At 42.4% G+C, this 12,217-nt stretch carries 11 protein-coding genes and 1 pseudogene; 9 read left to right on the top strand and 3 right to left on the bottom strand.

Going from position 1 to position 12,217, the window contains the following annotated elements; genetic code table 11:
• The first annotated feature begins 100 nt into the window (after positions 1–100).
• Genes pcnB through yjgA form a run of 7 tightly spaced genes read left to right on the top strand, consistent with a single transcriptional unit; the run spans position 101 to position 5,436 of the window.
• Entirely contained in the window at positions 101–1,570 is a 1,470-nt protein-coding gene (gene pcnB / locus FTV11_RS01545) for a polynucleotide adenylyltransferase PcnB (protein WP_180025975.1), read from the top strand.
• Positions 1,567–2,052 carry a 2-amino-4-hydroxy-6-hydroxymethyldihydropteridine diphosphokinase gene (gene folK / locus FTV11_RS01540; protein ID WP_180005386.1) on the top strand — a complete coding sequence of 162 codons (486 nt, stop codon included), beginning with the start codon at positions 1,567–1,569 and terminating at the stop codon, positions 2,050–2,052. Before pcnB ends, folK begins: the two co-directional genes overlap by 4 nt.
• Before the next feature lie 46 nt (positions 2,053–2,098).
• Entirely contained in the window at positions 2,099–2,908 is an 810-nt protein-coding gene (gene panB / locus FTV11_RS01535) for a 3-methyl-2-oxobutanoate hydroxymethyltransferase (protein ID WP_180007226.1), read from the top strand.
• A gap of 3 nt (positions 2,909–2,911) precedes the next feature.
• The gene (gene panC / locus FTV11_RS01530) at positions 2,912–3,760 is read left to right on the top strand and encodes a pantoate--beta-alanine ligase (protein WP_078192648.1); all 849 of its coding nucleotides are present in this window, start codon (positions 2,912–2,914) and stop codon (positions 3,758–3,760) included.
• A gap of 22 nt (positions 3,761–3,782) precedes the next feature.
• Positions 3,783–4,634 carry an RNase adapter RapZ gene (gene rapZ / locus FTV11_RS01525; protein WP_078189595.1) on the top strand — a complete coding sequence of 284 codons (852 nt, stop codon included), beginning with the start codon at positions 3,783–3,785 and terminating at the stop codon, positions 4,632–4,634.
• Positions 4,631–4,900, top strand: a complete 270-nt coding sequence (locus FTV11_RS01520) for an HPr family phosphocarrier protein (protein WP_067763492.1) — start codon at positions 4,631–4,633, stop codon at positions 4,898–4,900. The genes rapZ and FTV11_RS01520 overlap by 4 nt, the downstream gene beginning before the upstream one ends.
• A gap of 2 nt (positions 4,901–4,902) precedes the next feature.
• Complete coding sequence (gene yjgA / locus FTV11_RS01515; protein ID WP_180073265.1) at positions 4,903–5,436, top strand: ribosome biogenesis factor YjgA; 534 nt, start codon at positions 4,903–4,905, stop codon at positions 5,434–5,436.
• A 174-nt stretch (positions 5,437–5,610) separates the two neighbouring features.
• On the opposite strand, the gene FTV11_RS01510 is transcribed toward yjgA, so the two are convergent.
• Positions 5,611–7,251 carry an acyl-CoA synthetase gene (locus FTV11_RS01510; protein WP_180065880.1) on the bottom strand — a complete coding sequence of 547 codons (1,641 nt, stop codon included), beginning with the start codon at positions 7,249–7,251 and terminating at the stop codon, positions 5,611–5,613.
• Between the two features lie 536 nt (positions 7,252–7,787).
• Here FTV11_RS01510 and FTV11_RS01505 point away from each other — a divergent pair.
• Positions 7,788–9,068 carry a D-arabinono-1,4-lactone oxidase gene (locus FTV11_RS01505; protein ID WP_180073308.1) on the top strand — a complete coding sequence of 427 codons (1,281 nt, stop codon included), beginning with the start codon at positions 7,788–7,790 and terminating at the stop codon, positions 9,066–9,068.
• A 41-nt stretch (positions 9,069–9,109) separates the two neighbouring features.
• Positions 9,110–10,261 (top strand): alanine racemase, encoded by a 1,152-nt coding sequence (locus FTV11_RS01500; RefSeq protein ID WP_180073264.1) that lies wholly within the window; start codon positions 9,110–9,112, stop codon positions 10,259–10,261.
• 67 nt (positions 10,262–10,328) lie between these two features.
• Here the strand turns inward: FTV11_RS01500 and FTV11_RS17005 are convergent.
• Positions 10,329–11,465, bottom strand: a pseudogene (locus FTV11_RS17005) (FMN-binding glutamate synthase family protein).
• 160 nt (positions 11,466–11,625) lie between these two features.
• Positions 11,626–11,949: a Rieske 2Fe-2S domain-containing protein gene (locus tag FTV11_RS16945; protein ID WP_218950446.1), complete on the bottom strand. Its 324-nt coding sequence runs from the start codon at positions 11,947–11,949 to the stop codon at positions 11,626–11,628.
• Positions 11,950–12,217 lie beyond the last annotated feature (268 nt).

Raw genomic sequence — 12,217 nt, 5'->3', positions numbered from 1 at the left:
GCTTGAGCATCGAGATAATCAAATTGCCCTTTGATTGTGTTAGAGATATCATTAGCGACATCTTAAGAATTTTACGTTCAGACGTAGGAGACAGCGTCTTTTGCAAACTTTGCGCGCGTCCAAATGTGGTTTATCAACCGCACAATTACCTTCTTCCATTTTAGATGTGATTGATGCCTTAACTAAGGCAGGCTATGAAGCTTATATCGTGGGTGGCGGTGTCCGTGACCTAATGTTGGGTCATGCACCTAAAGATTTTGATGCCGTAACTAATGCGACACCAGCTCAGGTGAAAGAAGTCTTCGGGCGACGTTGCCGAATTATTGGTCGTCGTTTTGAGCTGGCGCATGTCTACTCAGGACGTGAACTGATCGAAGTTGCGACCTTCCGTGCGCCACCTAAAAAAGCCGTGACTTCTGCTGCGGGCATGATTTTACGTGATAATAATTGGGGTACGATTGAGCAAGACTTTGCACGTCGTGACTTCTCGATCAATGCAATGTATTACCAACCACGCAAAGGTGAAGTGCTAGATTTTTGTCATGCAGTAGATGACATTAAGCATAAAACGTTGCGTTTATTGGGTGATCCACAATTACGTTTTGAAGAAGATCCTGTGCGGATGCTTCGGACTTTACGTTTTGCAGCCAAATTAAACTTTAATATTGATGAAAAAATTCTGGAGGTCTTTACTCCAGAACTTACTCAATTGCTGCGTGATGTGTCTCCACATCGTTTATACGATGAGTCACAAAAACTCTTTACCATGGGGCATCTCAATCGCGTCTTACCGATGCTGATCGATTTTGGTATCTGGTATCAATTATTTGCAGATATCAAACCGGTCGTAACGCCATTTATTGAGTTGGCAGCAAAAAATACCGATCAACGTATTTCGATTGGGAAAACCATTAACCCTGCATTTTTCTATGCCGTATTATTGTGGATTCCGTTCCAAGAACGTTGTACGTTCTATCTGAATAAAGGTGTTGTTCCAGCTGAAGCACGTGCTCAAGCGGGCTTAGATGTATTGAAACGTCAAGCTACACGAACCATTATTCCACGCTTTGCCGAAACGTTTATTCGTGAGGTTTGGGAAATGCAAACCCGTTTGCTGAATCCAAAACCACAGCAAATTGAAGCACTTTCAGGTCATGCACGTTTCCGTGCAGGCTTTGACTTCTTGCTGCTGCGTGAAAAATCGGGTGATACAAGCACGCAAGGTATGGGCCAGTGGTGGGATGCTTATCAGCAGATGAGCACTGACGAAAAAGAACGGGCAATTAGCCAATACAATCGTCAACGTGCCAAGAGTCGTCGTAAAGCGGCGCATGAAGATGTGGAAACGAAAACTTCTGCACATCAGCAAGTTGAAATTGAACCACTTGTGAATGAACCAGAAAGCAGAAGTCGCCGTCAACGTAAGCCTAAATCACATGCCAACAGTCCAGCGACAGTATCAATTGTTGCAGCGTCAGCCAGTGGTGAAATTGGTGCAGATCATCCGATTTTAAAACGTAAACGTGTGAAACGAGATCTGACTCAGGTTATTTTTGGGCCAACACAATGACGCTGACATATATTGGTTTAGGCAGTAATTTAGGTGATTCCCTGCAGATCCTCAGTGAAGCGGTGCATAAACTTGCGACACTCGGTACTGTAAAAGTCTCACAACTGTATCAAAGCCCACCAATGGGGCCACAAGATCAGCCGAATTATTTAAATGCAGCGGTTGCATTAGAAACTGATCTAGCACCTTTGGCTTTGTTGGATGAATTACAACGCTTTGAACAAGAGTCGGGGCGTGTACGCCTACGCCATTGGGGCGAGCGTACACTGGATTTAGATTTACTGATTTACGGTGAACAGCACATTCAAAATGAACGTTTAACGGTGCCTCATGTTGGTGTTTTAGAACGTGATTTTGTGTTGAAACCTTTATTGGATTTAGATGAGAATCTACAGATTAAAGGACAACCATTAAAAGATTTACCTATTTTGAATAATCCAAATTTAACTGTATTGGATGCAGGAAACTGGGCCCATCTTTAATTTTTGTATGACCACTTGAGAAAGCCGTCATCTGAGGAATATTGAAATGATTAGTCTAAGTGACTTGAAAAAATTTAAAGCGGAAGGCCGCAAATTCTCCTGCTTGACTTGCTATGATGCGAGCATGGCAAAAGCAATGGAAGTTGCTGAAGTCGATAGTATTCTGATTGGTGATTCATTGGGGATGACCATTCAAGGTAATGACTCAACCTTACCTGTCACTGTTGAAGATATGGCATATCACACTGCGGCAGTGCGTCGTGGCAATAAGCATGCGTTTATTCTGACAGATTTGCCATTTATGACCTATGCCACTTTGAATGATGCTTTGGTGAATTCAAAGACCGTAATGCAAGCAGGCGCGCAGATGGTCAAATTGGAAGGTGGTGCATGGTTGTCAGAAACAGTTGAAGTATTGACCCGTAATGGTATTCCAGTGTGTGTGCATTTAGGGTTAACTCCGCAATCGGTTCATGTGTTTGGCGGTTATAAAGTGCAAGCACGTACACGCGAAACTGCGGATCAACTCATTGCAGACTGTAAAGCTGTGGTTGATGCAGGTGCAGCACTTTTACTTTTGGAATGTGTTCCTGCCCAAGTGGGTAAAGAAATTAGTGAATTGTTCCCAAATACACCTGTGATTGGGATCGGTGCCGGTGCAGAAACGGATGCTCAAGTCTTGGTTCAACAAGATATGCTGGGACTGACGTTTAGTCACGTGGCGAAATTTGTTCGCAACTTTATGAAAGAGCAAGCAGGGGAAACGGCAATTGTGGATGCGTTTAAGGCGTATCATGCTGCCGTACTAGATGGTAGCTTCCCTGCCAAAGAACATACATTCCAAATTGAGCTGTAAGACATGAAAACTGAAACAACGATTCAAGGTTTAAGTGCATCGCTAAATCCAGCACGTGCTGCGCGTAAAATCATTGGTTTTGTACCAACGATGGGGAACTTGCATGAAGGTCACCTCAATTTAGTTCGTGAAGCACGTAAACTGTGTGATGTCGTGGTGGTGAGTATTTTCGTTAACCCAATTCAGTTTGGTCCAAATGAAGACTTTGACAACTATCCACGCACTTTGGAACAAGATCAGCACTTATTGGCTGAAGTGGGTTGTGACATCGTGTTTGCGCCGACTGTTGAACAAATGTATGGCAACAAACCGCGCTTAACCAATATTAGCGTGGGCGGCATTACCAATGATTTGTGTGGCGAACAGCGTCCGGGTCATTTTGACGGTGTTGCTGTTGTTGTGACAAAACTCTTTAATATTGTTCAACCGAATTTTGCATTCTTTGGGCAAAAAGATTACCAGCAACTTGCAGTGATTCGTCAGTTTGTACGTGACTTAAATATTCCACTAGAAGTGATTGGTGTGCCGATTACTCGTGCTGAAGATGGTTTGGCATTGAGTTCACGCAATGGTTATTTAAGTGCGGAAAATCGTGCGATTGCACCAACGATTTACCAAAGCTTGAAAACGGCTGAGGCAGAATTACATGCTGGAACTCAACTTGCAGATGTGTTAGCGAATATTAAAGCAACATTGACAGCGGCGGGTTTTGTTGTGGACTATGTTGAAGCACGTACACCTGAATTACAGAAAATTGAAGAATTTGATCAAGACGTGGTGTTGTTTATTGCGGCTAAATTAGGCGCAACACGTCTTATTGATAATATGCAGGTTAAATATACTGCAGTTTAAAACGGCTATGGGGTAGCAAGCGATGAAGCGCATTTTAATTGTTACAGGACAATCTGGATCTGGAAAGTCATCTGCATTACAGATACTTGAGGATTTGGGCTATTACTGTATCGATAATTTGCCATTGGCCTTACTCCCCGAAATTGTTGAAAAACTCGATTCAGAAAATAATCTTGAACAATTGGCACTGGGTGTGGATGTCCGCAGTACACGTGCAGATTTACAAGAGTTCGATTTGGTTTTTCAACAGCTACAACGCCATGGCTCAGTCGATATTATTTATTTGACCACGCGTGATCAGGAATTGATTGCGCGATTCAGTTCATCTCGACGTCCCCATCCGTTGGCAAGTCGTTTCAAAAGTTTAAATGAGTGCATACAGGAAGAAAAATCTTTACTGTTGCCGATTCAATTACGCTCGACAGTACATATTGATACTACTGATAAGAGCGTACATGATTTAAAACATACCTTGCTGTCTAAACTCGGACAGGCAGATAATTTAATTTTGATCTTACAGTCTTTTGGCTATAAGCATGGTATTCCACTCGATGCAGATTATGTTTTTGACGTCCGTCATTTGCCCAATCCACACTGGGATATGGAATTGCGTAAGTATTCAGGATTAGATGAGCCAGTTCGTCAGTTTTTACAACAAAGTGAACAAACCAATGAAATGTTCCAAGATATTTATAATTTTTTGGATAAATGGCTGCCGGCATTTGCCGAAGGGCATCGTCATTACATGACGGTGTCGATCGGGTGTACAGGTGGGCAACACCGTTCGGTATATATCGTAGATAGACTAAAAAAAGCACTTGAGGCAAAATGGTCTATTCAGGTTCTACATAGAGAAATGAAGCACTGGTCATGATCGACACAACTGTTGACGTAATTAATAAACTGGGTTTACATGCGCGTGCATCTGGCAAGCTAATCGAAGTCACGACCAAATTTCGCTCGTCGATTCAAATTGGTAAGGGTGGAAAATTAGTAGATGCCAAAAATATTATGTCTTTGCTGATGCTTGGCGCAGGCAAGGGCACAACTTTACGCTTAGTGATTGAAGGTGCAGATGAAGAAAAAGCTTTGTCTGAAATTCAAGCACTGTTTGCAGCAAAATTTTACGAGGCAGATTAAACGTGGCACGTCGACCGAACCGCTATACCGAAGAAGACTTTGAATCCTTAGAAGGACGTGCAAGTAAAACTGAGCAAAAGAAAGCTGTACAACGTATGGCTGCTTTGGGCGAGGAACTTGCAAAACTGAATCCTAAACAGATTAAAAATCTTCCTGTAGAAGAGCGTCTGATCGAAGCACTACTTGATGCACAAACCATTACTTCACATGAAGCACGACGCCGTCAGTTTCAACGTGTAGGTAAATTGCTGCGTAATGAAGATGAAACCATGATTTTATCTTATTTAACCCCACAGCAAGGTGCGAAAAAAACAGCGCAGCTTCAACGCTGGACTGAACGTATGATTGCCCAAGGTGATCCAGTCATTAAAGAGTTCATGAAAGCACATAATGCTGCTGAACATCATCCTATTCGTCAGCATATTTTGCGTATTCAACGTGATATAGCCAAAAATGTAAGCGAAGAAGAACTGAATGCATCGAAGTTGAAATTGTTTAACTACATTCAACAAGTGGCTTTATTATCTGATAACTAATGCATTATTAGATAGCCAAGTGCTTAGATAGCTCAATGATCAGATAATTCAACATGATCTGATCATTAAAGCAAAGCGTGAAGATGTAGACTTTACATTAAAAAGCGACCTGATCAGGTCGCTTTTTTTTGCTTGAATGGTGAAAAATTCAAGCTTGGCTTTTGAGTTTTAATATTAACCAAATTCACCAACAGCGCGCTCTTTAGCCCATTCACGTAAAACAAACTTTTGAAGTTTACCTGTCGAGGTTTTTGGAATTTCGGTAATCACCACATCTTTTGGCACTTTGAAACGTGCAAGATGTTGTTTACAGAATTCGATCAGTTCTTCAGGTGTTGCCTCTTTGCCTGTTTTCAATTCAATGAAGGCACAAGGCACTTCTTGCCAACGAGGGTCAGGCTTTGCAACCACTGCAGCGGTCAGTACAGCAGGGTGTTGATACAGAATTTCTTCCACTTCGAGCGATGAAATGTTTTCACCCCCTGAAATGATTACATCTTTAGAGCGGTCAGTAATTTTGGCATAACCGTCGGGTTGGCAGACCGCTAAGTCACCGGTATGGAACCAGCCACCGGCAAAGGCTTCAGCCGTTGCTTCTGGGTTTTTCAAATAGCCTTTCATTACGATGTTGCCACGGAACATGATTTCACCCATGGTCTGGCCATCATGCGGAACAGGTAACATGGTTTCAGGATCAATGACTTTCATGCCATCTTGAAGCGGGTATGGCACACCTTGGCGAGAATGCAACTGTGCTTGTTCTTGAATGGAAAGATCAGACCAACCAGCTTGCGATGCGCAAAGTGCTGATGGACCATAGGTTTCAGTCAAACCGTAAACATGTGTGACATTGATACCAATATTACGCATCCCTTCAATAATCGCAGCAGGTGGCGCTGCACCAGCAACCATCACTTCAACGCGATGGTCAAATTGCGCTTTTTTCTCTTCAGGCGTATTGATCATCATTGAAAGTACGATTGGCGCACCGCAGAAATAATCTACTTTGTGCTCTGCGATCAGTTTGAAAATCAGTTCAGGGTCGATTTTACGTAGACAAATATTGGTTCCGCCATTGGCTGCCATCGTCCATGCAAAGCACCAGCCATTACAGTGGAATAGAGGAAGCGTCCACAGATACGTTGCACGTGGCGTCATGCCGCAAGCAATGATGTTACTCGCTGCATTGATATATGCGCCGCGGTGATGATACACCACGCCTTTTGGATTCCCTGTGGTACCCGAGGTATAGCTTAAACTAATGGCATCCCATTCATCTTGAGGTAAGTGCCATTCAAAGTTGGCATCACCTTGCGCCAACCAGTCTTCAAATTCGATTTGTCCAATCGGTTGTGCTGTACCTTCAAATTCAGCATCTGCCACATCAATGACATAAATGTCTTGATCGATTAAAGCTAAAGCTTCTGTGGCTACTTGAGTGAATTCAGGGTCAACCAGCAGGACTTTGGTTTCCGCATGTTCCAACATGAAGGCAATGGTTTTCGCATCAAGACGTGTATTTAGCGTATTCAGTACAGCACCGGCCATTGGTACGGCAAAGTGTGCTTCAACCATAGCAGGAACATTCGGTAATAACACAGACACAGTGTCGTTTTTGCCAATGCCTAATTGTTGCAACTGATGTGCAAATTGACGACAGCGGTTATACGTTTGGCGCCATGAAATATGACGATTGCCATGGATAATGGCATCCTGATCAGGATAAATATAGGCTGCACGCTCTAAATAACGTAGAGGCGAAAGTGCCACAAAATTTGCCGGGGTCCGTGGCAATTCATCGTATGCGCTAACCATCGTGGTACTCCAAGTCCATGTATATTTGTTTTAAATCTGACTTAACAATAATTCAGTCCATAGGGTCTCTGCATTTATGCTTTAGTCGAGTATTTATACTAATTTTTTAAGTGATTGAAAATGAATAAAATAAAATACAATTCAGTGGCGAAAATGAACCCTGTAGTTCTCAAAATTGATTTTTTAGAATAAATAATTTAGCTGAAAAATAGACAATAATTGTTGGTTTTTTATGCTGATTTTGCAGATATTTCCGTGTGTGATCCTCTTTATTGATAATGTTTGAATGATGCTGATCGAATAATCTAGAGCGCCTTGAATAGTCTTTGTGGCTATATAGATGAATTATTTTCTCTTTAATTGATCGTGGCTTATTTGCTGTTTTATAACAATAAACTTAAATTTGAGAAGATACAGAACTTCGTATAATCTAAGTAAAAAATCAAGATGGCTTGTGCATCAACATTGCAAAAGCGGAAATCAAAAATAAAACAATACGGCTGAATACAATAAAAAGTATGGCGATAAGGATGAATATGACAATTCAACACGACATTGCATGGGAAAATTGGTCAGGTGCTCAGAAGTCGATCCCGAAGTCATTTACACAACCGAAAAATCTTGAGCAGTTAATGGAGGTGGTTCAATCCCAACCTAAGATTCGTATGGTTGGCGCAGGGCACTCTTTTAGCCCTTTGGCAAAAACCACAGATACCTTAGTAAGTTTAGATCATCTCAAAGGTATTCTAGATATCGATGCTGAACGCTGCCAAAGTACCGTCCAAGCTGGCACACGATTATTTGATTTGGGCGAGAAGCTCGCGTCTTTTGATCAGGCACTGATCAATCAAGGAGATATTGATCGTCAAAGTTTGGCTGGAGCTATCGCAACAGGGACACATGGCACAGGACTCGAATTGCCGTGTTTATCGGCACTGGTTAAGGGGTTTGAGTTATTAACCGCGCAGGGCGAGTTACTACAATGCAGTGCTGAACAGAACAGCGAAATTTTCCAAGCAGGGCGTGTTTCACTCGGGAGTTTAGGCGTGCTGACGCATGTACAGCTGCAAAATCGACCGATGTATAAACTCAAAGAACAGACGCGATTATGTCCACTGAACGATGTCATGCAGAATATGCAGCAATGGCAATATGAACATCGACATATTGAGTTCTGGGCATTTAGTCATGCCGATCAGGTTATTTTAAAAACCTTAGATGAGACGGAAGATAACCTTCAACCGCGGAAAGAACAGTGCTTAGATGACGACGTATTACTCAAATTTTGTGCAGAATTGACGCGATTCTTTCCACCACTGAATCCATGGCTACAAAAATTATTAGGTGTTTTTGTCAAACCTTCGATGAACGTAGACTGGTCAAGTCGAATTTTTCCTTCTGCTCGAAATACCAAATTTAATGAGATGGAATACCAGATTCCGCTGCAACACGGGATGAATTGTTTAGAAGAAATTTTGCATACCCTTCGACGACATAAGGTTCCGATGTTTTTTCCGATTGAATATCGTTTGGTGCGCGGAGATGATATTTGGCTGAGTCCTTTCTATCAGCAAGATTCTGTTTCAATTTCCATACACCAATTTTATAAACAAGATTATCAAGCTATTTTTAAATGGGTTGAGCCAATTTTACTTAAATACGGTGGCCGACCACATTGGGGCAAAATTCATAGCCTACAGGCGGCGCAGTTAAGAACGTTATATCCGAAATGGGATGAGTTCATGCAGATTAGACAGGAGCTTGATCCAACACAAAAGTGGATTAACCCTTATTTGCAAAAATTATTTTTTGAATAATCTGGAAGATAAGATATTAATAAAGATATTGGAGCATATGCATGGATGCATATTATCAACAATTGAATACCTTGCTCAAACACATTGGTACAGGTATGCCCCAGTTAATCGTGGATGTTGCCGCATTAAATCACAACTTGGTGATCACTCAGCAGCAAATACCACACAGTCTGCATCCGCGCTTGGTGGTGAAATCCTTGGCATGCATGGCATTGCTTCAACATTGTGCTACACAGCTCAAGACACAGCGTTACATGCTGTTTCATTTTGCACATCTAAAAACACTTTTCGAGTCGATGCCGCAAGCTGATGTGTTGTTTGGAAAACCGATGCCGATTCAGGCCTTGAACCATACAGACAAGGCGTTTTTGCAGGCAACTCAATTGCAAGTGCAATGGCTGATTGATAGTGAACAGCGTTTAGGCCAATACCTAAAATTTGCTGAGCAGCATCAACTGTGTCTACGTATTAATATTGAAATCGATGTGGGGCTACACCGTGGTGGCCTGAAAACCATCAATGAGCTAAAGGCTATTTTGGATGTAATCGTTCGACATCCTCAACATTTAAAATTTTCAGGATTGATGGGCTACGACGCACATGTGGCGAAGATTCCACGACTGATTCAATCTGCTGAACAGACTTATCAACTGTCACAGCAAAGTTATCAACAATTCAAAGCTTATGTACAACAGCGCTATCCTACTCTATGTGATGAACACACCTGTTGGAATGGTGGTGGTAGTCCTAGTTTTAGTTTTCATTGTCAGCAGAGCGTCTGTAACGAAGTCTCATTTGGTTCGATGCTGTTAAAACCCGCAGATTTTGAACTGAAAGCTTTGCACGCTTTTCAAAATGCTTTGTGGATCGCCACACCTGTGCTAAAAGTGTTACCGCGGACAGAATTACCGCAATTAGAGTGGCTCAGTCGTTGGGCAAAATCTCAGGCTGTGTTTATTTATGGAGGTTATTGGCGAGGGAACTATGTTTATCCTCAAGGCAGTCAGCCCCATGGGTTATATGGTCGTAGTAGTAATCAGGAACTTGTGCAAATTCCACAGACAAGCAGCATAGAAGTAGATGATTATGTTTTTTTACGCCCTGCGCAAAGTGAAATGATTATCCCTCAATTTGCACAGCTTTGGTGGTACCAAGCCGATCGACTCATGGCCTTCGAGACCTTCAGAGAATAAAAAGAGCCCACTTGGACTCCTTTTTTAGGCTCAATGATTTTGAAAAAAAAAGCTCACGATTTGAAGCTTACTCAAATCCACCATAGTGAATACCAGTGAGGTTCGACATTTCTTTTTTCCATGTGGTGAGATCATCTTTGCAGAATTGATTGAGATGATGATGTCCGCAGGCACGTGCCATGACTTGCATCAGTTCAACGGATGCATTTAGAAAATTCGCCAGTTGTTGTGCCGATTTGTCTATTTCTAAACGACGACGTAAATGATCTTGTTGCGTGGCGATGCCAACAGAACAATCATTGGTCTGACAGGCACGCATACCTAAACAGCCAATGGCTTGCATGGCAGAGTTTGAAATAGCGATGGCATCTGCTCCCAAAGCCAGTGCCTTAATAAAGTCAGCGGGTACACGAAGTCCACCTGTGATCACTTAACTAATATCTGACCGTCCTAAACGGTCTAAATGACGACGCGCACGTGCCAGTGCAGGAATGGTTGGAACAGAAATATTGTCACGGAATAGCGTAGGTGCTGCACCTGTACCACCACCACGGCCATCTAAAATAATGTAATCGACACCAATGGCGATAGCCGTATCAATATCACGTTCAATATGCTGTGCAGAGAGTTTATAGCCGATCGGAATGCCGCCGGTTTCTGCTCGGACATATTTTGCAAATTCACGATATTGTGAAAGATGCGTCCAGTCGGGGAAGGTCGCAGGGGAAATGGCTGCGGTGCCTTCTGGTAATTTACGCACTTCTGCAATCTTACCAACCACTTTATGGCCTGGCAGATATCCTCCCGTACCTGTTTTTGCCGCTTGACCGCCTTTAAAATGAAAGGCCTGACACTTTTTAACTTTTTCGATGTCATAGCCAAAACGACCTGATGCAAGTTCATAAAAATAACGTGAGTTGGTCACTTGTTCCTCAGCAAGCATTCCGCCTTCACCTGAGCAAATGCCTGTACCTGCAAGTTCAGCACCTGTTGCAAGGGCAACTTTGGCTTCTTGAGATAACGCACCAAAACTCATATCTGACACAAACAGGGGGATTTTGAGTTTTAAGGGTTTTTTAGCATTTGGGCCAATTACCACTTCGGTTGCTACGGGTGCATCATCTAACAATGGAATTTTCCACAGTTGTGCGGTGATCAGTTGAATGTCCTCCCATTTCGGGAGTTGATTGAAAGGCACGCCCATGGCAGCTGTCGGGCCATGATGTCCAAATTTACTTAAGCCATTGCGTGCAAGTTCCAAGATCAATTTATTATATGGTTCTTCAGGTGCGGGTGCCGAATCTGCATATAAACCTTGGTATTGATCGCGTTTATACTGCTGTGGATTGCATTTTTCCCAAGCTTTAATTTCTTCTAAATCTACAAAAACCTGATCGTTCTCTACCCCATGCTTTAAATTTTTGCAGATTTTTATTCAGATAACGCGGGTTGATGCCAGTTTTATAAATATAGTGCGAGCCATGCAGCCCACAGACGATTTTATCCCCCTGAATATGTGCATCTGCCATGAGTGCACCGCGGTGCTGGCAACGTCCATACATGACCACAACTTGTTCTGCATCATCATCTTCAAGCCTTAAGACCATAAGATCGACATTGACTGCGAGCGCATAAGCGGGTTGGAGCGGTTTTAAACTAGACCAAGATATAAGTGAATGTGCTTGCATGATACCTGCCTAAATAGAGATTTCAGTGGGTATAGGTGTTCGAAATTCGGAATAATTTTATGAATTAGAACGTGATTATTATGTTGATAGCATAAAGTGCATTTCGGCTGAAATCTGCTTGAATTAACAGGAGTCTTGTAAAAGGCGGCAGAAAAATCAACTTCCATGGGATTAGAGGTTTATTAAAGTTGGCAGGGCGTGTAAAATTTAGGTCGAAATTTATTTATCCACCGTTTTTATCTTTTGAGGGATTCCCTCGATCATAATC

The sequence above is a fragment of the Acinetobacter sp. YH12231 genome, from assembly GCF_013417755.1.
GTDB lineage: Bacteria > Pseudomonadota > Gammaproteobacteria > Pseudomonadales > Moraxellaceae > Acinetobacter > Acinetobacter amyesii.
This window is presented reverse-complemented; position numbering and strand designations above follow the sequence as displayed.